Source organism: Chromohalobacter israelensis DSM 3043 (genome assembly GCF_000055785.1).
GTDB lineage: Bacteria > Pseudomonadota > Gammaproteobacteria > Pseudomonadales > Halomonadaceae > Chromohalobacter > Chromohalobacter israelensis.
This window is the reverse complement of the sequence record NC_007963.1, coordinates 3,485,956-3,505,871: the sequence shown is the minus strand read 5'-3', so window position 1 is coordinate 3,505,871 and position 19,916 is coordinate 3,485,956. Positions and strand designations below refer to the sequence as shown.

Genomic DNA, 19,916 nt, shown 5'->3' with positions numbered 1-19,916 from the left:
CAGGTCGCTGGGCTTGATCCATCATCAAGACATCCTGCCTTGCCCGACGAGAGCGATGACGATTGAGCGCGTCTGGAACGTGGGGCGCGAGGTCTCAGTGAGCGGGGCGCTGACGCCAGGCGCATATCGCCAGCGTCAGCCAGCCGGCCATCAGCAACAGACCACCGAACGGCGTGATGGGCCCCAGCCAATGGGCGCCTGTCAGGGCCAGCAGGTACAGCGAGCCGGAAAACGCCGCCATGCCCAGCCCCCACAGCCAGAGCACGGTTGTCTGGCCCCTCAGAGGGTGCTGCGCGTGCCACAGGAGCACCGCCATGGCGGCCAGGGTATGCCACGCCTGATAGCGCACGCCGGTGGTGAAGGCGTCGAGTCGTGCGGGGGGAAGCATGTCGCCCAGCGCGTGGGCGCCGAAGGCGCCTGCCATGACCACGACCAAGCCGCTTAGAGCGACGAGTGTCCATCCACGACGCTTGTGCATGTTGCATCCCATGTGACTGACCTATGCTGAGACGGTGAGCGAGCACCGGGGGCGAGGGGCCCGGCATCGCCGCGCTGGTGCTTACCCTATGGCGTCGCTTACGCCATGACAAGCGTTGCGGTATGGCGTATCGTCGCGGCCTTGCCGATCTCAAGAATCACAATGGAGCGTTAATCCATGGACTCTCTTGCCAGCCTCGTCGCATCGCTGCATGACGCCATCTATGCGGTGATGACCCCTGTCAGCGATTTCATCTGGTCATACATCCTCGTTTATCTTCTGCTGGGCGCGGGGGTGTTGTTCACCGTGCTGACGCGCGGCATGCAATTTCGCCTGTTCGGGCATATGGCGCGCGTGACCTTCAACAGCCGGGGCGCCGGCGAAGGCGTCAGCGGCTTTCAGGCCTTCGCGACGTCGCTGGCGGCGCGTGTGGGCACCGGCAACCTGGCCGGCGTGGCCATCGCGCTGTGGGTCGGGGGCCCGGGCGCGATCTTCTGGATGTGGGTGACCGCCCTGGTCGGGTTCGCCACCTCGTTCGTCGAGTCGACCCTGGCCCAGGTCTACAAGAAGCGCCACGAGGATGGCGTCTTCCGTGGCGGGCCCGCCTATTACATCGAGCGCACGCTCGGCTGGCGATGGATGAGTCTGCTGTTCGCCTTCTTCCTGCTGGTCGCCTACGGCCTGGCGTTCAACGGCGCCCAGGCCAACACCATCGCTCAGGGCATGAACCAGGCCTTCGGCATGCCTAACTGGCTGACCGGGTTGATTCTGGTCGGTGTCGTGGCCGTGGTCATCTACGGCGGGCTCAAGTCCATCGCACGCACGGCGGAGAAGATCGTGCCCGTGATGGCCGTCGCCTACCTGCTGGTCGCGTTGGTGGTGCTGGCGGTCAACATCACCGAGGTGCCGGAGATGCTGGCATTGATCGTCAAGAGTGCCTTCGGCTACGGGCCGGCAGTGGGCGGCGCGGCCGGCTACGCCATCAAGACGGCAATGGAAAACGGCATCAAGCGTGGCCTGTTTTCCAACGAGGCCGGCATGGGCTCGGCGCCCAACGCGGCGGCCCAGGCCAACGTCAAGCATCCCGCGGCGCAGGGGCTGGTACAGTCGTTCGGCGTGTTCGTCGATACCCTGGTGATCTGCAGCTGCACGGCGGTGGTGATCCTGCTTTCCGGTGTCTACGAGACGCTGATGGCGAACTCGCCGGGACAGGACATCGTGGGTATCCAGCTCACCCAGGACGCCATGGCGGATCACTTTGGCGGCTTCGGCGAGATCTTCATCGCCGTGGCCATCCTGCTGTTCGCCTTTACCTCGATCATCGCCAACTTCTCGTTCGCCACGGTCAATATCGAGTACATGTTCAAGCGCCATGCCAAGGGCGCGGTACAAGCGTTGCGCCTGGCCGTGCTGGCCATGGTGATGATCGGCTCGGTGTCGCAGCTGACCTTCGTATGGGACTTCGCCGATCTTTCCATGGGGATGATGGCGACCACCAACCTGATCGCGATCCTGATCCTGGCGCCGATCGCCATGCGCGTGCTCAAGGATTACGAGCGCCAGCGGCGCGAGGGCGTCCGCGAGCCGCGCTTCGATCCCAAGGTGCTCAAGCGTCCCGAGCAAGTGGATGCGGACGTGTGGCCGCCCAAGGATTCTTGAGCACGGCATTTGGCGTTACAATGACGGTCTCTCCCCAACGATGTGAGAGGCCGTTATGCACATTCAGCTCAACGGCGAGCGCCGCGAGTTCGCATCCGAGTTGACGGTCAGCGAGCTGGTCGATCAGCTCGCCTTGACCGGACGCCGCATCGCCGTCGAAGTCAATGAAGAGATCGTGCCCCGCAGCCAGCATGCCGAGACGCGCCTGACCCCCGGGGATTGCGTGGAAATCGTGCATGCCATCGGCGGTGGCTGATTCGGCCGCCGGCGAAATGCCGGTGTTCGCCCTTGCCGCCGCCGTGCGGCGACTTTCCTGTTCGCCAAGAGGTTCGTCATGTCAGCAGATCCGCGCCAGGATATTCCACTGACCGTCGCCGGCCGCACCTTCGCGTCGCGCCTGCTGGTGGGTACCGGCAAATACCGGGACTTCGACGAGACCGCCGCCGCCGTCGAGGCGAGTGGTGCCGAGATCGTCACCGTCGCGGTGCGTCGCACCAACATGGGCCAGAACCCCGATGAGCCCAACCTGCTCGATGCCGTGCCGCCGAGCCGCTATACGATCCTGCCCAACACGGCGGGATGCTATACCGCCAAGGATGCAGTGCGTACCTGCAAGCTGGCCCGCGAGCTGCTGGATGGCCACAACCTGGTCAAGCTCGAGGTGCTCGGTGACGACGGCACGCTCTACCCCAACGTGGTCGAGACTCTCAAGGCCGCCGAAACGCTGGTCAACGATGGCTTCGATGTCATGGTGTACACCAGCGACGACCCGATCGTCGCCAAGGAGCTCGAACGCCTGGGCTGTTGCGCGGTGATGCCGTTGGGGTCGTTGATCGGCTCGGGGCACGGTCTGCTCAACCCGACGTCCCTGGCGATCATTCTCGACAACGCCGAAGTGCCGATCCTCGTCGATGCCGGCATCGGGACGCCCTCGGATGCCGCCCTGGCCATGGAAATGGGCTGTGCCGGCGTGCTGATCAACTCGGCGATCGCGCATGCGCGTCAGCCGGTGCGCATGGCAAGCGCCATGAAACTGGCGGTCGAAGCGGGGCGCGAAGCGTATCTTGCCGAGCGCATGCCGCGCCGTGCCTCCGCGAGCCCGTCATCGCCCTTCGCCGGGCGCATCAACGCCTGAATTTTCGCGCGGCCTGACCGGCCGCCTTCGCTACGTGACCGATAACGCAGACTTGCCATGAGTGACTCCTCCTCATCTTCCGAGAATGCCCCGGCGACCCCCGAGTCGCCGGGACGCCCGCCGCGCGGCATCAAGAGCTACGTACTGCGTGCCGGACGCATGACCGCCGCCCAATCGCGGGGGCTCGAAGAGGTCTGGCCGCGCCTGGGCCTGAGTGTGGCCGAGGGACGCCAATCGCTGGAGGCGCTCTTCGGCCGCCGCGCACCCTGCGTCGTCGAGGTCGGTTTCGGCATGGGGCAGTCGCTCGTCGAGCAAGCCGCCGCCAATCCCGAGACCGATTTCATCGGTATCGAGGTGCATGCGCCGGGAGTGGGCAAGCTGCTCGATGAAGCGGACAAGCGCGGCTTGACCAATCTGCGCGTGTATCGTGACGATGCCCTGGAAGTGCTCGACAAATGCCTGCCCGAGTCGAGCCTTACGGGGCTGCAGCTGTTTTTCCCCGACCCCTGGCCGAAGAAGAAGCATCACAAGCGTCGCATCGTGCAGCCGGCGTTCGTCGAGCTGGTGCGCACGCGTCTCGCGCCGCACGGTTATCTGCACATGGCGACCGATTGGGAAGCCTACGCCGAGCACATGGTCGAGGTCATGGAGGAAGCACCGGGCTACCGCAACACGGCACCGCCCGAAAGCGCGCCTTATGTGCCGCGACCGGAATTTCGGCCGTTGACCAAGTTCGAAAGCCGGGGCGAAAGGCTCGGTCATGGCGTGTGGGACCTGATCTACGCCCGTGTGGAGTGAGCACCACCCGTGATCGCCACTGCTCGTTGAAAACCGCTGCCCGTCAGCGGTTTTTTTCATGGTGACCTGATCTGGATCACGGCAGGGAGTCGAGGACGCTGGCACAGTGCCGGCGCGCTCGGCGCGGGGCGGACACGGGCATAAAAAAAGCCGCCCGGGCGGGCGGCTTCAAAGACCGTGACTAGCTTGATGAGGAGATAACCATGGGCAGGAACCTGACATTCGCTGCTTAGGTCAGTGGCGCTTGGCGGCGCCACGGTTGTTAAGGTAAACCATTCTCATTTGAGTCGTCAAGCGTAACGAGAATATTTTTCACTTGGGTGCATCGGGAGGCTTTCGTGACGCATATCGCCATGTTCAGTGCCCAGCCGTATGACCGGCGTTTCTTCGAGGCGGCGAATGCGCGCCATGGCTTCAAGATCGGCTATCACGAGGTGGCGCTCAACGCGGAGAGTGCCGTGCTGGCCCATGGTGCAGACGGCGTGTGCGCCTTCGTCAACGATACCCTGGACGCCACCGTGCTGACGGCGCTCGCGACCCAGGGCGTAGGGTTCGTGGCCATGCGTTGCGCCGGGTTCAACAATGTCGACATCGAGGCCGCTGCACGCTTGGGCATCGCCGTGGTGCGCGTGCCGGCCTACTCGCCCGAGGCGGTGGCCGAGCATGCCCTGGCCTTGCTGCTGACGCTGAACCGCCGCACGCATCGGGCCTACAATCGCGTACGCGAGGGCAACTTCATGCTCGAGGGCTTGTTGGGCATGACGCTGCACGGCAAGACGGTGGGGGTGATCGGGACCGGTCGCATCGGGTTGGCCACGGCACGCATCTTCGCCGGTCTCGGCTGTCGCTTGCTGGGCGAGGACCGCTACCCCAGCGAGGCGTTCACGACGCTGGGTGGCGAGTATGTCTCGCGCCGGCGCCTGCTGGCGGAGAGTGATGTGATCAGCTTGCATTGCCCGTTGACGGACGATACGCGTTATCTGATCGATGCCGAGGCCCTGGCGGCGATGAAGCCGGGGGCCCTGTTGCTCAACACCTCGCGCGGTGCTCTGATCGATACGCGCGCGGTGGTCGACGCGCTCAAGGCGCGCCGTCTGGGCGGGCTGGCCATCGATGTCTACGAGCAGGAAACCTCGTTGTTCTTCCGCGACCATTCCGACGACATCATCGACGACGATGTCTTTCAGCGTCTGGTGACCTTCCCCAACGTGCTGATCACCGGGCATCAGGGATTTTTCACCCAGGAGGCGCTGGCCGAGATCGCCGAGGTCACGCTCGACAATGTGGCCTGCGTGCAGCGTGGCGCGCCTTGTGCCAATCGTGTCGACGATTGACGCTCAACTTGCCAGCGCCATCCATGCCGGCAAGGTCACCATGGCCAGCAGCGTCTGGCCGGTGATCAATGCCGCCATCAGCTCGGCATCGCCGCCGAGCTGGCGGGCGAGGATATACGCCGAGGTGGCGGTGGGCAGTGCGGCGAACAACAAGGCGATATCCCGGCTCACCGGGTCGAGGCCGGTCAGCCAGGCCAGGCTCAGCACCACCAGTGGAGTGGCGCCGAGCTTGAGCGTGGCCGACCACCAGAACGCACGGCCGTGACCGGTCAGCGCACGGGGGCGCAGGGCAACGCCCACGGCGATCAACCCCAGCGGCAGGGCCGCGCGTCCGGTGAGTTCGACGGCACCGCCCAGCCATCCCGGCAGGCCAATACCGCTCAGATTGAGCGTGATGCCGATCACGCAGGCCAGGATCAGGGGGTTGCGCGCCAGCGCGGCGAGACTGCGCCCGAGGCTCGAGGCGCCCAGGGTACCGGCGGCGATGAAGCCGCCCACGCAGAGGATGTTGGCCAGCGGCACCATCAGCGCCACGGCGACCGCAGCCACGGTCGCCCCGGCCTGACCGTGCAGGGCGGCGGCCCCGGCCACCCCGACATAGGTGTTGAAACGCAGCGTGCCCTGAAACAGCGAGGTGAACGCCGCCGGCGTCAGTCCCAGCCGATGACGGCCGCACCAGAGCGCCAGCGCGAACAGCGACATGGTGCCCAGCAGTGCCACCGCCAGACGCAGGACCGGGACTTGCGCCACATCGGCCGTGGCCAGCGTCGCGATCAGCATCGCGGGAAACAGCAGGAAGTAGATCAGCCGCTCCATGGCGGGCCAGAAGTCGTCCCCGGGGATCCGCCGCCAGCCCAGCAGGGCACCGAGTAAAATCAACAGGAACAGGGGGCCCAGGGCCTCGTTGACACCGCTCATCGCGCCTCCGTGGTCATGACGTTGGCCATGTCCGGCTGCTGGCAAGCCGGCTGGCACACGAACTGGTAAGCTTAGCGCGATGCTCAGGGTGATGGGATTCGACCTAACGATATGCAACATCACGAAGAAGATCCGCTCAGGCCGCCGCTGCTCAACCTGCTGACGCTGCTGACGTTGATGACGGTGCTGGTGGCGGCCGGTTACCTGGCCGATTATTACCTGCGCGATTCACGCGAGGATGTGACCTGGTACCCGCCACGCTGGCATTGCGATCTGCGCGAGGGGCCGTGTCGTACCGATATCGGCTTGAAGGGAACGCTGCGTTTCGGCATGCAGGGGGAGTTCGAATCCTACGAGCCCCTGAGAATCGACGTGCGCACGTCGGGCCTCGACGTGCAGTCGGTGGTCGTGGAGTTCATCGGGCGCGACATGAACATGGGGCTGACCCGTGTGGAAATGAAATCGATCGGCGAGGGCCATTTCCAGGGTGTCGGCGAATTGCGTCCCTGGGCAGAGACGGTCATGCCATGGCGTGCTCAGGTCATTCTGGAAACGCCGGATGGGCGCAAGGGCAGCTGGTACGATTTCGACATCCATCGCTAGGGGCAGCAGGCGCATCAAATGACTTGTCCACATTGTCACGATGTGCATGGTTGCGTGGCTTGTGGGTAAGCCAATACTTACTTCGGCGTGAGACGTGTTACGGAGGGGTTTTTAAACCCCTTTTAAAACAAAGATTTATAGATCATCTGCCGCATGTCGGTGGTGCGTGAAGAGGCATGGACAGGGCGGCAGGAAGCTTCTGCAGGGGCGAAATGCCCTGACATTCACGGCTAAGGCACAGACACTCCACAAAACTGTCCACAGGCAGGCGGGGCGATGGGGATGTGGAAAAGACGTCTGCGGATGTCGGCGGGAAAAACGAAACGGCGCCCGTGGACGGGCGCCGTGGGTGACGGACGTCATTCGCCGTTCGAGGAGGCGTCCTGATCGTTGCCGTCTTCGATGCCCAGCAGTTCGATCTTGAACACGAGGGCCTGATTGGGACCGATCGGGCCACCGGTGCCGCCCTTGCCGTAGGCGAGGTCGGCGGGCACGTACAGCATCCAGGTATCGCCGACCTGCATCTTCTGCAGCGCTTCCTGCCAGCCCTCGATGACCTGGCCGACCTGGAAGGTGATCGGCTCGCCGCGCTCGTAGGAGCTGTCGAACACGGTACCGTCGGGCAGCTTGCCCTCGTAGTTGACCTTCACGGTATCGCCGGCGCTGGGGGTGTCGCCATCCCCGGACTCGAGCACCTTGTACTGCAGTCCCGAATCGGTGACCTTCACGCCCTCTTTCTCGGCGTTTTCGGCGAGAAACTGCTCGCTCGCCTTGCGGTTTTCCTCGGCGACTTTTGCCTTCTCGGCCTGTTGTTCGGCCATCTTCTGCTGCTGGTAGTCGGAAAGCGTGGCGGCGATTTCCTCGTCGCTCATCTGCAGATCGTCACCGGCGTAGACATCCTTGATCGCTTGGGTGAAGGCGTCGGTATCGAGATCCGAGACGTCCTGCTTCATGCTTTGACCGAGCGTGGCGCCAAGGCTGTAGCCCAGCTTGGCGTTGTCGCTTTCCGGGGCGGCCATGGCCACCAGCGGCGTTGCCACGAGGCCGCCGAATACCACGGCCGTCATCAAACGCTTCATGAAAACTCCTTAACAGGTAAACAAAAACACCGCCGTTCAACTCTACCAGCACGCGCGGCGTTGCGCACCCACGCGGCGGGGCTCTCTTGACATTGAAGCGACTTTGCTCTTCTCTGAATCTACATTGATAAGAAAGAGGGAACTCCATGCAAATGCGAAATATCGTCCTGAGTATCACGGCTCTGGGCCTGGTCGGTGTCGCTTCCACGGCGTCCGCCGAGACCTGGCGTTTCGGTCTCGAAGAGACCGAGGGCAGCGTGCAGTACGGCTATGCGGAAGAGTTCAAGAAACTGATCGAGGAAAAGAGCGACGGCGACATCACGGTCGAGTTGCTGCCGTACGGCTCCTGGGGGTCGAACTATTCGGCGCTGTATGACGCCATCCAGAACGGCGCGATTCCGCTCGGTTTCGGCTCCGGTTTCCTGGGCGGCACCGTCCCGGAAAGCCAGTTGATGAGCCTCAACTTCGTCATGCCGAACGATCAACTGGAGACGGCCGAGATCCTCAACTCGGACGACTTCCTCAAGAGCGATGCGTGGCAGGAATCGTTCCGTGAGCGCGGCCTGGTGCCGTTGGCCACCTTGCCCGAAGGGTATCAGGTGTGGACCGCGAACAAGGAAATCCGCACGCCGGAAGACATGGAAAACCTGCAGATCCGTGTCATGGACAACAGCCTGCTGCGGGCGACCTACGAAGCCTATGGTGCGTCTCCCATCACCATCGCCTACGGCGAACTCTACAGTGCCCTGCAGCAAGGCCAGGCGGAAGGCAATATCCAGCCGGTCTTCGCCCACGAGAACATGGGCTTCTATGAAGTGCAGGACTACATGATCTTCGCCGATCAGTCGCAGTTCATCGCCAACTTCATCGGCAACGAGGAGTGGTACGACGGGCTGTCCGACGAGCAGCGCGAGATGCTCGAGTCCACGCTCGACGAGATGGTGCAGAAGGGGCACGACATTCAGTCCCAGTTCAACTCCGAGCGTCTCGAGACCATCAAGGAAAACAGCGACATCAACATCATCCACCTGGATGAGAGCGAGCGCGAGGCCTTCCGTGAACTGGCCAAGCCGGTGCGTCAGACCTATGTCGACATGGTCGGCGAACGTGGCCAGAAGGCGCTGGACATCGTGCTGAAGCATGTCGAGCAGTCCGGCGACAAGGCAGAATAAGCCTGGCTGCTGATGCCTGACCGAGGCGCCGCATGGCGCAAGCAAAAAACCCCGGGAGCGTCGGCTCCCGGGGTTTTTTCATGCCTGGTCGCTGTTGGCGGGAAGGATGCCCTGCGGGGCCGGCCTGGTATCCCCAGGCCGGTCGGCCGCTCAGTCGCCGCCGAGTGACGGCAGCAGCAGCGATATCTGCGGGAACATGATCAGGATGATCGTCGCCAATGCCAGGATCACGATGAACGGTGGCGTACCACGAATCACGTCCATGTAAGGGCGGCGGAAGACGGCGATGGCGGTGAAGATATCGCAGCCGAAGGGTGGCGTGGCCGAGCCGATGGCCGCTTGCAGCGTGACGATGACGCCGACGTGAACCGGATCCAGGCCAGTGGCGTCCACCAGTGGCTTGAAGATCGGGACCAGGATCAGGATGACCACGATCGGGTCGACGAACATGCAGCCGACGAAGAAGGCCGCGGCGATCAGCAGCAGTGCCAGGAACTGGTTGTCGCCGATGCCGTCGATGACCGGGCCGAGGATCTTGTCCGGCACGCCGGCGGTGCCCAGGGTCTGGGAGAAGGCGGCACCGATGGCGACCAGGATGAAGACCACGGCGGTGATCATCCCCGTGGACAGCGCGAGGCTGCCGAGGTCGCGGATCGAGACCTGACGATAGATCACCACCTCCAGCAGCAGCGCGTAGGCCACCGCGACCGCCGAGGCTTCGACGGCGCTGAAAAAGCCGCCGTATATGCCCCCCACGACCAGGACCGGAAAACCCATCGGCAGGATCACCCGGCGGATGGCGCGGGCGCGCTCGCGCCAGGAGGCCCGGGGCTCCGCCTCGATGCCCTTGATGCGCGAATAGATGTAACAGTACAGGGCGAACATGGCCAGGATCATCAGGCCGGGCAGGATCCCCGCGAGGAACAGGTCGCCGATCGAGGTCTTCATCACCACGCCGTAGACGATGAAGCCGATGCTCGGCGGGATCAGCAGCGCGATGTCGCTGGCATTGACGATCAGCCCCAGGGTGAAATCGTCTTTATAGCCCTTGGCCAGCAGCCTCGGGCGCATGGGACCGCCCATCGCCACCACCGTCGCCTGGGTGGAGCCGGACACGGCCCCGAACAGCGCGCAGGAGGCGGCGGTGGTGATGGGCAAGCCACCGCGGATGTGGCGAGTGAAGGCGTCGACGACATCCAGCAGACGGTTGGCGGTGTGGCCCTTGGTCAGGATGTCGGCGGCGAAGATGAACATGGGCACGGCGGCGAGTACCCAACTGCCGATACCGTTGATCATCCAGCTCACGGCCTGATCGGGCCCGAAAAACGTCATGCCGGTGAACATCATGAACAGCGTGCCCGCCGCCAGGGGAACCATCATGGGGAACCCGAGCAGCAGCAACACGAGCATGATCACGGCTAGCCAAGTTAGCATTGTTTTACGTCCTCGCGTTGATGGCGGTCGTGTGTGGGAGGGGCGAATCAGGTGTCGCGGCGCGCGTCATCGTGTTCGTCCGCTTCCGGAGGCAGCTCGTCGTATTCCTCTTTCTGGTTGAAGGCGCGGTAGATGTCATCGCTGACCAGGTTGCGGACCGCGGTCAGCAGGTATTGGGCGCCGGCGAGGATGAAGCCGACGGGCAGTGCGAGGTAGACGAGCCACAGCGGAATATGGAGCGATGCGCTGCTGCGTCCACGTTCCTGAATGACCGCGACATAGCCGATGGACTTGTAGGCGAAATAGAACATCAAGACGGCGGTGCCCAGGCAGATGAGGATGAGCAGTGCCTTTCGCCAGCGACCGCTGAGCTGATCGTAAATGGCGGACATGCTGATGTGCCGGGCGTTGCGTGCCGCATAGCCGACGCCGACGAAGGTGATCACCACGATGAGCATCTCGGTGACTTCGTAGGTGCCGGGAATACCTTGGGAGAAGAGCAGGTTGCCGACGACATGGCCACTCATCAGCGCTGCCATGGCCAGGACACCACCGGCGATGATCACGCGCTCGACGATGCCCAGGGCATGATCGATGCTCCCCAGTACGCGCAGCAGGGGACTGCGCGATTTAGCGCGTTCACTGCGATTGCCAGGCTGTGAAGATGTCATGTCGTAGAGTCCTTTTTTGTGATGGCCGATTCGCCGCACGAATGGCATGGATCTCGACGTCCGTGCTGCGTCGTGATGCGTGTCGCGATCAACCGGACTGGCTCTTATAAAACGTACAGAGTTTGCGGGTTGAGCGCCACTCGTCAATGGCGCATCCGCACATGCGTGATATGCGTGGTTCCGGGTGTCGGCGCGCCTTGTACAAGCAGGGCATTATGGACGGTGCGCCGCACGCTGGGTGAGCAGCGTCGTCAGGGCGGCTCGTTGTGGCGGCCCGCAGGTGGTCAGGCAGCGCGCCAGTCGCGTGGCCAGGTCGGTATCGGCCGCGCGGCGCGCACGTACGGCCTGCGACGTCTCGGCGATGGCCTGATACCGACGTAACGTCTCGCGTTCGGCGAGCAGTTCGGCTTCCTTGAGGTGCTGGCGCAAGGCCGCCACGTCCGGTTCATGCTGGGCGCGTGGCTTGAGCTGGCGGCGTAGATGACGTATCGGCTGTGTCACGCTGGTCTGCCAGTCGCGTATCTCGGCGAGCGCATCGTGGGCCTCGTCGGTGGCGACGGCCCCGTGATGGTCGAGCCAGCAGTGCCAAAGCAGCTCGCAGACATCGGCTCCCGCCGTATCCTGCAGCTGCAAACAGGCGTCGGCGACCCCGGGGCGTTGATATAGCGCCAGCGCGTAATCCCACAGCGGTGGGGTCCGCAATGCGGTGCACAATTGGGTAGAATGCATGGGCAATCTCCAGCCGCCCCGGCAGGCATGGCGGCGGAATCCACTGAACCACCACCGGAGCGGGCATGATCGCATTTCGCCAACTCGCGCTGCAACGCGGGACTCAGCCGCTGATCGAGAACGCTGACCTCACGCTGCACGACGCCACCAAGGCGGGCATTGTCGGCGCCAACGGCTCGGGAAAGTCGAGTCTGTTCAAGCTGTTGCTGGGAGAGCTGGCCCCGGAGCGTGGCACGGTGGAGCTTTCCGGCGGCCAGCGCATCGCGCACATGGCGCAGGAAGTCGAGGCGCTGAATCAAGGCCTGGTCGAATACGTGCTCGACGGTCACGCCGAGCTGCGGGCCACGGAACGTGCCCTGGCCGCGGCCCAGGCCGAGGGCGCCGCACATCGCGAAGCCGAGCTGCATGGCGAGATCGAGGCGCTGGACGGCTACACCGCCCGCCCGCGTGCCGAGCAATTGCTGGTGGGGCTGGGCTTCACGCAGGACGATCTGTATCGCCCGCTGTCGGATTTCTCCGGTGGCTGGCGGATGCGCGTCAATCTGGCGCGGACGCTGTTCATGCCTTCCGACTTGATGCTGCTCGACGAGCCCACCAACCACCTCGATCTCGATGCGCTGTTGTGGCTCGAGCAGTGGCTCACGCGTTATCCCGGCACGCTGTTGCTGATTTCCCACGACCGCGACTTCCTGGATGCGGTGTGCGATCACATCGTGCATTTCGAGCAGCGTCAGTTGCTGCTGTATCGCGGCAACTATTCGCGCTTCGAGCACACGCGTGCCGAGCGCCAGGCGCGCGCCCAGGCGGAAGCCGCCAAGCAGCAGGCCCGGCGCGAGGAAATCGAGCGTTTCGTGGCCCGGTTCCGCGCTCAAGCCAACAAGGCACGTCAGGCCCAGAGCCGCTTGAAGATGCTCGAGCGCATGGAAACCATCGCCGTGGCGCACGCCGACTCACCGTTTCACTTTACCCTGCCGAGTGCCGACAAGACCTCGTCGCCGCTGCTGGTGCTCGACGACGCGACGCTGGGCTACGCGCAGACGCCGCTGCTCGAACATGTCAGCGTGAGCATCCTGCCGGGGCAGCGTATCGGCCTGCTGGGCGCCAACGGGGCGGGGAAGTCGACGCTGATCAAGGCGCTGACCGGGCAGCAGCCGCTGCTGGACGGCAAGCGCGTGCCCGGCGACAACCTGGCGATCGGCTATTTCGCCCAGCACCAGCTCGAGCACCTCGACGTCGGTGCCACGCCCTTCGTGCATATCCAGCGTCTCTCCCCCACGGCGAGCGAACAGGAGGTGCGCAACTTCCTGGGCGGCTTCGGGTTCCACGGGGATGATGTCTTCGCCGGTGTGGGCAACTTCTCGGGGGGCGAGAAGGCGCGCCTGGCGTTGGCGCTGATCGCCTGGCAGAAGCCCAACCTGCTGTTGCTCGACGAGCCCACCAACCACCTCGACCTGGAGATGCGCGAATCGCTGACCCAGGCCCTGGCCGGCTTCGAGGGGGCGGTGATCATCGTCTCCCACGACCGCCATTTGCTGCGCGCCAGCGTCGACGAGTTCTGGCACGTGGTGGACGGCGGCGTGACGACCTTCGATGGCGACCTGGACGATTACTATGCCTGGCTCAAGACTCGGCTCGAGGATGCCCGGCGCGACGCACGCCAGGAAAAAGCCGAGCGTCAGGCCGAGGCGGAAGCGCCCAAGAGCGACCGCAAGGCGACTCGGCGCGCCGCCGCCGAGCTGCGCGAGAAGCTGCGGCCGCTCAAGCGGGAGCGCGACAAGATCGAACGCGAGATGAGCGAGGCCCAGGCCGCGCTGTCCGCGCTGGAGGCGTCGCTGGCCGATGAAGGGCTGTACCAGGACGACGCGCGCAAGGCGGAGCTGAGCGATCTGCTGAGTCGCCAGGGTGAGGCGCAAAACCGTCTCGACACCCTGGAGCAGCGTTGGCTCGAGGCCGAGGAAGCGCTCGAGCAACGCGAGGCGGAACTGCTGGACGACGCCTGATCCCGGCGCGACTCAGCCCCGGGCAGCCTCAGGTCTCGACGATGAAGGTCACCGGGCCGTCGTTGAGCAGCGAGACCTGCATGTCGGCGCCGAACTCGCCGGTGGCGACGTATGGCCAGGCGTGCCGGGCCTGCGCCACCAGATAGTCGAACAGTGCCTCGCCGTGCGCGGGCGGCGCGGCGCCGTCGAATCCCGGGCGCAGGCCCTTGGTGGTGTTGGCCATGAGGGTGAACTGCGGAACCAGCAACAGGCCGCCCTCGACCTGTTGCACGTTGAGGTTCATCTTGCCCGCCTCGTCGCTGAACACCCGCAGCCCGAGCAGCTTGTGCAGCATCTTGTCGGCGCGGGTCTGGGTGTCGTCCGGGGCCACGCCGACCAGCACCATCAGGCCTTGTTCGATGGCGCCGGTGGTTCGGGCGTCGACATCGACGCCGGCGTGACGGACACGTTGGATGACGGCTCGCATGTGCAAGATCCTTGTGGACGCGAGGGGTGAAGATTCGCGCTACCAGGCGCGGCACACCATCATGTCCACATGCACGTCGGCGAGCAAGCGCTCGATCAGGGGCGCCGGGTGATGGCGGCCGAACAGCGCCAGGTCCTGGTGCCCCAGTGCCAGCAGGTCGGGGGGCTGACGGCGCAGGTAGTCGATCAACACCTCGCCGGGCTCGCCCTGCTCGAGGACCAGCTCGAGTTCGGGCACGTCGCCGACCTCTTCCATCAGTTTGTCGATTTCCGCTTCCAGGCGTATGCGCCGCGCGGCGAGCTCGCGCTCCCGCCAGCGTGCGTAGCCGCTGTCGGAGCCCATTTCCTCATCACCCGGCAGGTGCCAGGCATGCAATAGCGTCAGGCGTGCCTCGGAGAAATGCGTCAGGACGTCGCGCAAGGTGTGGCGGCTGGCCAGCGAGAAGTCCACCGGAACCAGCACGTCCTGCCAGGCCTGTTCGGGGCTGTGGCTCACGGTGAGCACCGGGCAGGGCGCGCGGCTCAAGACCCGCGCGAGGGTCGTGCCCCCCACCAGCGCATGCTGACCGCGTTTGCGGTGGGTGCCGAGCACGATCATGGTGGCGTCCCGGTCATGTGCCTCGCGGATGATCTCGGCATAGGGAGCGCCGGTCACCGTCTGTATCAGCGTCTCGGGCGCCGGCAGGGCATAGTCTTCGCGGATGTCGGTCAGCTGACGCTCGAGCTCGTCGACGACCTCGCGCTCCAGGTCGCGCAGGGTCTGGCGCGGCAGATAGGGGTCGAGGACATGCAGAATGTCCAGGCGGCTGCCGCTGGCATGCGCCAGTTTGATGGCGCGCGCGAAGGCGGCACGGTTGTCGGCGGACAGGTCACACGCCAAAAGCACGGTCTGAGCCATGGTACGTCCCTCCCTGCGAGAAGACGGTATGCGGGTGTTCGCCACACCACGCTGAGCTGACGGCAATGCGCAAGTATGTCACCGCAGCCTGGGGCATCACGGTGCAGCAAAGCATGGCTGCCCCCGGCGGGCTCTGCAAGTCCGTGGCCATCATCGATTCACGAGGTCGTGATACTGCCGACGAGCGCCGTGCGGCCGCGGTTTTCACCACCAGGCGTGGAAATGATGCACCGGGCCGCGCCCCTGGCCCACCGCCAGTCGCGTGCTGGCGTCCAGAGCGGTGTGCAGCCAGCGCTTGGCATCGCTGATCGCCGCGTGAATGGCGTCGTGGTCGCTGACCGTGTGCGGCAAGTGCGCCAGGTGCGCGGCGACCGCCGAGGAGAGCGCGCAGCCGGTGCCATGCAGGTTGTCGGTGGCGATGCGCGGCGCTTCCAGCCATTCCACGCCTTGCGGCGTGGCGAGCAGGTCCGGGCAGTTCGCGCCACTGAGGTGGCCGCCCTTGAGTACCACGTACGGGGCGCCCAGGCGTGTCAGCTCGGGCAGCAGGGTGGCCATCGCCTCGGTGGTGCGGGGCGTTTCGGCGTCCAGCAGCACGGCGGCCTCGGGCAGGTTGGGGGTGATGACATCGGCCAGGGGAACCAGGATATCGCGTACCGCGCGGATGCCGGCGCGATCGACCAGGATGTCGCCGCTCTTGGCGACCATGACCGGGTCGAGCACGATCCAGCGGGGACGATGCCGGTGCAGGGCATCGCGAATCGTCGCGGCGACCGTCTCGCTGGCCACCATGCCGATCTTGACCGCCTCGATGCGTACGTCACCCAGCAGGTTGTCGAGCTGTTCGCCGATGACATCCGCGGGTACCGGATGCACGGCCTGCACGCCCTGGGTGTTCTGGGCGATCACCGCCGTGACGACATTGGTGGCATAAGTGCCCAACGCCGAGAAGGTCTTGATGTCGCCCTGCAGGCCGGCGCCGCCGGAAGGGTCGGAGCCGGCGATGGTGAGGACATTGGGGGGCGCGGATGCTGAGGTCATGCGCTGGGTTCCTGTGTCTCGCGGAATATGTGCGTCGCTGTGTGGCCGTGCTCGGCAGTTGGCATCCGCACAGGATAGCGTGGAAACGACGGGTGAGCAGCCAGGCGCAAGACGGTGGTGAGGCAGGGCGTTTGCGTCTCATACCTTCGTCGACACACGGATCGACGCCATGCGCGTGGAATATATCAGCGGTCGTTGAAGAAGGTGAAGCTTCCCATGGCCTGCCGCGTGAGTGGGGGTTCACTTTGCAGGGGCACGGCGGCGTGCGGTGCTCGTTGCAGGCGATGTTAATTTACTAGCTTTCTCCACACGCCCCTGACAGGTGTCGGAATATCCCCTAGACTCGTAGGGACTCGCCACGCGTCGGCAGCGTGAATGGCGTGCCGGGGTCCGTGACACCTCGATGATAACGAATACCGGGATGGCGCCTTCCCGCGTCATCCGTCGCTTGTGAGGCATGGCAATGACCGACGAGGCTACTGCGCTGATCGCCCAGTATTGGGCCACGGGGCTATTCATCATAGCCGTGTTCGCCTTGTGCGCCTTGATGATCGGTGCAGCCAGCCTGCTCGGTGGCCGCAGCCGCGGCCCCAGCAAGTCCCTCCCCTTCGAATCGGGCGTTGTCGGTACCGGCAGCGCGCGCCAACGTTTTTCCGTCAAGTTCTATCTGGTCGCGATGCTGTTCGTGATCTTCGATATCGAGGCCGTTTTCTTGTTCGCCTGGGCCGTGTCGGTCCGTGAGGTGGGCTGGGAAGGCTTCGCGGGCGCCGCCGTGTTCATCTTCATCCTGCTGGCGGGTCTGGTGTACGACAGCCGCGTCGGTGCCCTCGAGTGGGCGCCACGCAAGCGCGGCCGGTCGCCCGATATCGTGACGCAACGCTGAAGGTGGCGCCCCGAGGGGGCGGCCACCCCGCCGGCGTCGGCCGGTACGGCGCCGGATACCGATTTTCGTTTTCAGACGTTTCGAGGCGCATCATGCAATATACCCTGACGCGAGCGGATCAAGAGCCGGCTCCGGATGGCGCAAGCTATCCGCTGGGGCGGCGTGAGTCCACCAGCGACCCGATGCAGGAACAAGTGCATCGCAACGTCTTCACGGGCAAGCTGGAGGATGTGCTCAATTCCACCGTCAACTGGGGGCGCAAGCACTCCCTGTGGCCGTACAATTTCGGCCTGTCGTGCTGCTACGTGGAAATGACCACTGCCTTCACCGCACCCCACGACGTGGCGCGCTTCGGGTCCGAGGTGATTCGCGCCTCCCCGCGTCAGGCCGACTTCATGGTCATCGCCGGTACCTGCTTCATCAAGATGGCGCCGGTCATCCAGCAGCTCTACGATCAGATGCTCGAGCCCAAGTGGGTGATCTCCATGGGCTCGTGCGCCAATTCCGGGGGCATGTACGACATCTACTCGGTGGTGCAGGGCGTCGACAAGTTTCTCCCCGTCGACGTCTACGTGCCCGGCTGTCCGCCGCGCCCCGAGGCTTTCCTGCAAGGGCTGCAGCTGCTGCAGGACTCGATCCAGGAAGAGCGGCGTCCGCTTTCCTGGGTGGTCGGCGACCAGGGCGTGTACCGTGCCGACATGCCCTCGCAACGCGAGGCGAACCGCGATCGACGCATCGCCGTGACGGAGCTGCGCTCCCCGGACGAGGTGTAAGCCGTCGTTCCGAGAAGTGCTGCCATCGTCCGAAGCCGAACTCACGTTGCCGGGGAATGAAAACCGATCATGAGCGCTGCCCAATCGCCCACTGCCCAACACGCGCATGCCGAGGACCCGGTGGTCCAGGCGTTGTTCGCGCGTTTCGGCCAGCACGTCTTCGTCGCACAGGCGACCCATACCGGCATGCCGGTGCTGTGGCTCGACCGCGAGTACTTGCTGGAGGTGCTGAACTTCCTGCGGGACATGCCCGAGCCCTTCGAGATGCTGTTCGACCTGCACGGCATCGACGAACGCCTGCGCAGTCATCGCGAGGATCTGCCCCCGGCGGACTTCACGGTCTTCTACCAATTGATGTCGATCTCGCGCAATCGCGACATCATGCTCAAGGTGGCACTGTCCGAGCGCGACCTCGAGGTGCCGAGCGTGGCGGGCGTCTATCCCAACGCCAACTGGTACGAGCGTGAAGTCTGGGACATGTTCGGCATCGATTTCCGTGGCCACCCGCACCTGACACGGTTGCTGATGCCGCCCACCTGGAACGGACACCCGCTGCGCAAGGATTACCCTGCTCGCGCCACCGAATTCGATCCCTACACGCTGACCGTGGAAGGCCAGAGCACCGAGCAGGAGGCGCTGCGTTTCGATCCCGAGGCGTGGGGCATGCAGCGCCAGAGCGAGAACACGGATTACATGTTTCTCAATCTGGGGCCCAACCACCCTTCCGCGCACGGGGCATTCCGCATCGCCCTGCAGCTCGACGGCGAGGTCGTGGTCGACTGCGTTCCCGATATCGGCTACCACCACCGCGGTGCCGAGAAGATGGCCGAGCGTCAGTCATGGCATAGCTACATTCCCTATACCGATCGCATCGACTATACCGGCGGGGTGATGAACAACCTGCCCTACGTGATGGCGGTGGAAAAGCTGGCCGGGATCGAGGTCACCGACCGGGCCAAGACCATCCGCGTGATGATGGCCGAGATGTTCCGCATCAACAGTCACCTGCTGTTTCTGGGAACCTACCTGCAGGACCTGGGCGCGATGACTCCGGTGTTCTTCACCTTCACCGACCGCCAGAAGGCCTACGAGGTCATCGAAGGCATCACCGGCTTCCGCATGCACCCGGCCTGGTACCGCATCGGCGGCACCGCCCACGATTTGCCCAGGGGCTGGGACAAGCTGGTCCAGGGCTTTCTCGACTGGATGCCCAAGCGGCTCGTCGAGTACGAACGCGCGATGATGGAAAACGCCATCATCCGCGAGCGCACCAAGCAGGTGGCAGCGTTCACCACGCGCGAGGCCCTCGAGTGGGGCGTCACCGGCCCCAACCTGCGTGCCACCGGTTGCGATTTCGACCTGCGCAAGCAGCGCCCCTATTCGGGCTACGAGAACTTCGATTTCGAGGTGCCGCTGGGCGCCAATGGCGATGTCTTCGATCGCGGCCAGCTGCGCATCGACGAGATGCGCCAGAGCCTGCGCATCATCCAGCAGTGCGTCGACCACATGCCCGCCGGCGACTACAAGGCCGACCATCCGCTGACCACGCCGCCGCCGCGCGAAAAGATGCTGCAGCATATCGAGACGCTGATCACCCATTTCCTGCAGGTCTCCTGGGGGCCGGTGCTCAAGCCCAACGAATCGTTGTCGATGATCGAGGCGACCAAGGGCATCAACAGCTATTACCTGACCGCGGATGGCAACACCATGAGCTATCGTACGCGTATCCGCACGCCCAGCTTTCCGCACCTGCAGCAGATCCCGGCGGCGGTACGCGGCGCCCTGGTGCCGGATCTGATCGCTCACCTGGGCAGTATCGACTTCGTGATGGCCGACGTGGACCGCTGAC

Annotated in this window: 20 protein-coding genes; 11 read left to right on the top strand and 9 right to left on the bottom strand. The window is 64.6% G+C overall.

The annotated features are described in order from the left end of the window. Nucleotides 1-94 precede the first annotated feature (94 nt). Nucleotides 95-478, bottom strand: coding sequence for a DUF423 domain-containing protein (locus CSAL_RS15960; RefSeq protein ID WP_011508439.1), 384 nt, complete (start codon nucleotides 476-478; stop codon nucleotides 95-97). Between the two features lie 177 nt (nucleotides 479-655). Here CSAL_RS15960 and CSAL_RS15955 point away from each other — a divergent pair, with 177 nt between their 5' ends. The 5 genes from CSAL_RS15955 (at nucleotide 656) to CSAL_RS15935 (ending at nucleotide 5,404) form a co-directional block, all read left to right on the top strand. After that, a complete protein-coding gene (locus CSAL_RS15955) occupies nucleotides 656-2,137 on the top strand; it encodes an alanine/glycine:cation symporter family protein (RefSeq protein WP_011508438.1) in 1,482 nt (493 codons plus the stop codon). A 55-nt stretch (nucleotides 2,138-2,192) separates the two neighbouring features. After that, nucleotides 2,193-2,393, top strand: coding sequence for a sulfur carrier protein ThiS (thiS, locus tag CSAL_RS15950; protein ID WP_011508437.1), 201 nt, complete (start codon nucleotides 2,193-2,195; stop codon nucleotides 2,391-2,393). A 78-nt stretch (nucleotides 2,394-2,471) separates the two neighbouring features. Continuing rightward, nucleotides 2,472-3,272 (top strand): thiazole synthase, encoded by an 801-nt coding sequence (locus CSAL_RS15945; RefSeq protein ID WP_011508436.1) that lies wholly within the window; start codon nucleotides 2,472-2,474, stop codon nucleotides 3,270-3,272. A gap of 57 nt (nucleotides 3,273-3,329) precedes the next feature. Continuing rightward, nucleotides 3,330-4,070 carry a tRNA (guanosine(46)-N7)-methyltransferase TrmB gene (gene trmB, locus CSAL_RS15940; RefSeq protein WP_011508435.1) on the top strand — a complete coding sequence of 247 codons (741 nt, stop codon included), beginning with the start codon at nucleotides 3,330-3,332 and terminating at the stop codon, nucleotides 4,068-4,070. Between the two features lie 338 nt (nucleotides 4,071-4,408). After that, nucleotides 4,409-5,404 (top strand): 2-hydroxyacid dehydrogenase, encoded by a 996-nt coding sequence (locus CSAL_RS15935; protein ID WP_011508434.1) that lies wholly within the window; start codon nucleotides 4,409-4,411, stop codon nucleotides 5,402-5,404. A 3-nt stretch (nucleotides 5,405-5,407) separates the two neighbouring features. On the opposite strand, the gene CSAL_RS15930 is transcribed toward CSAL_RS15935, so the two are convergent. Further along, on the bottom strand, nucleotides 5,408-6,322 hold the full coding sequence (locus CSAL_RS15930) for an AEC family transporter (protein WP_011508433.1): 915 nt from the start codon (nucleotides 6,320-6,322) through the stop codon (nucleotides 5,408-5,410). A gap of 111 nt (nucleotides 6,323-6,433) precedes the next feature. On the opposite strand from CSAL_RS15930, the gene CSAL_RS15925 reads away from it, so the two are divergent. Then, a complete protein-coding gene (locus CSAL_RS15925) occupies nucleotides 6,434-6,925 on the top strand; it encodes a hypothetical protein (protein WP_011508432.1) in 492 nt (163 codons plus the stop codon). A 359-nt stretch (nucleotides 6,926-7,284) separates the two neighbouring features. Here CSAL_RS15925 and bamJ read toward each other — a convergent pair whose 3' ends face one another. Next, nucleotides 7,285-8,004, bottom strand: a complete 720-nt coding sequence (bamJ, locus tag CSAL_RS15920; protein WP_011508431.1) for a BamJ family beta-barrel-assembly machinery protein — start codon at nucleotides 8,002-8,004, stop codon at nucleotides 7,285-7,287. A 146-nt stretch (nucleotides 8,005-8,150) separates the two neighbouring features. Here bamJ and dctP point away from each other — a divergent pair, with 146 nt between their 5' ends. Next, a complete protein-coding gene (gene dctP, locus CSAL_RS15915) occupies nucleotides 8,151-9,176 on the top strand; it encodes a TRAP transporter substrate-binding protein DctP (protein WP_011508430.1) in 1,026 nt (341 codons plus the stop codon). A gap of 150 nt (nucleotides 9,177-9,326) precedes the next feature. Here dctP and CSAL_RS15910 read toward each other — a convergent pair whose 3' ends face one another. The 3 genes from CSAL_RS15910 to CSAL_RS15900 form a co-directional block, all read right to left on the bottom strand. Next, entirely contained in the window at nucleotides 9,327-10,610 is a 1,284-nt protein-coding gene (locus CSAL_RS15910; RefSeq protein ID WP_011508429.1) for a TRAP transporter large permease, read from the bottom strand. A gap of 47 nt (nucleotides 10,611-10,657) precedes the next feature. Beyond that, a complete protein-coding gene (locus CSAL_RS15905; protein ID WP_050934551.1) occupies nucleotides 10,658-11,281 on the bottom strand; it encodes a TRAP transporter small permease in 624 nt (207 codons plus the stop codon). A gap of 213 nt (nucleotides 11,282-11,494) precedes the next feature. Further along, the gene (locus CSAL_RS15900) at nucleotides 11,495-12,010 is read right to left on the bottom strand and encodes a TIGR02444 family protein (protein WP_011508427.1); all 516 of its coding nucleotides are present in this window, start codon (nucleotides 12,008-12,010) and stop codon (nucleotides 11,495-11,497) included. 65 nt (nucleotides 12,011-12,075) lie between these two features. On the opposite strand from CSAL_RS15900, the gene CSAL_RS15895 reads away from it, so the two are divergent. Then, a complete protein-coding gene (locus CSAL_RS15895; RefSeq protein WP_011508426.1) occupies nucleotides 12,076-14,010 on the top strand; it encodes an ATP-binding cassette domain-containing protein in 1,935 nt (644 codons plus the stop codon). Nucleotides 14,011-14,038: 28 nt separating this feature from the next. Here CSAL_RS15895 and dtd read toward each other — a convergent pair whose 3' ends face one another. The 3 genes from dtd to thiD form a co-directional block, all read right to left on the bottom strand. Further along, a complete protein-coding gene (gene dtd, locus CSAL_RS15890) occupies nucleotides 14,039-14,476 on the bottom strand; it encodes a D-aminoacyl-tRNA deacylase (protein ID WP_011508425.1) in 438 nt (145 codons plus the stop codon). Between the two features lie 39 nt (nucleotides 14,477-14,515). Further along, on the bottom strand, nucleotides 14,516-15,373 hold the full coding sequence (locus tag CSAL_RS15885) for a universal stress protein (RefSeq protein WP_011508424.1): 858 nt from the start codon (nucleotides 15,371-15,373) through the stop codon (nucleotides 14,516-14,518). 204 nt (nucleotides 15,374-15,577) lie between these two features. After that, a complete protein-coding gene (thiD, locus tag CSAL_RS15880; RefSeq protein ID WP_011508423.1) occupies nucleotides 15,578-16,411 on the bottom strand; it encodes a bifunctional hydroxymethylpyrimidine kinase/phosphomethylpyrimidine kinase in 834 nt (277 codons plus the stop codon). 463 nt (nucleotides 16,412-16,874) lie between these two features. Between thiD and CSAL_RS15875 the strand changes: the two genes are divergently transcribed. The 3 genes from CSAL_RS15875 to nuoC all read left to right on the top strand — a co-directional run bounded on the left by CSAL_RS15875 (nucleotide 16,875) and on the right by nuoC (nucleotide 19,915). Further along, nucleotides 16,875-17,294, top strand: a complete 420-nt coding sequence (locus CSAL_RS15875; protein WP_011508422.1) for an NADH-quinone oxidoreductase subunit A — start codon at nucleotides 16,875-16,877, stop codon at nucleotides 17,292-17,294. A 92-nt stretch (nucleotides 17,295-17,386) separates the two neighbouring features. Continuing rightward, complete coding sequence (locus CSAL_RS15870; RefSeq protein ID WP_011508421.1) at nucleotides 17,387-18,067, top strand: NuoB/complex I 20 kDa subunit family protein; 681 nt, start codon at nucleotides 17,387-17,389, stop codon at nucleotides 18,065-18,067. 69 nt (nucleotides 18,068-18,136) lie between these two features. Then, nucleotides 18,137-19,915: an NADH-quinone oxidoreductase subunit C/D gene (gene nuoC, locus CSAL_RS15865; RefSeq protein WP_011508420.1), complete on the top strand. Its 1,779-nt coding sequence runs from the start codon at nucleotides 18,137-18,139 to the stop codon at nucleotides 19,913-19,915. The last annotated feature ends 1 nt before the right edge of the window (nucleotide 19,916 follow it).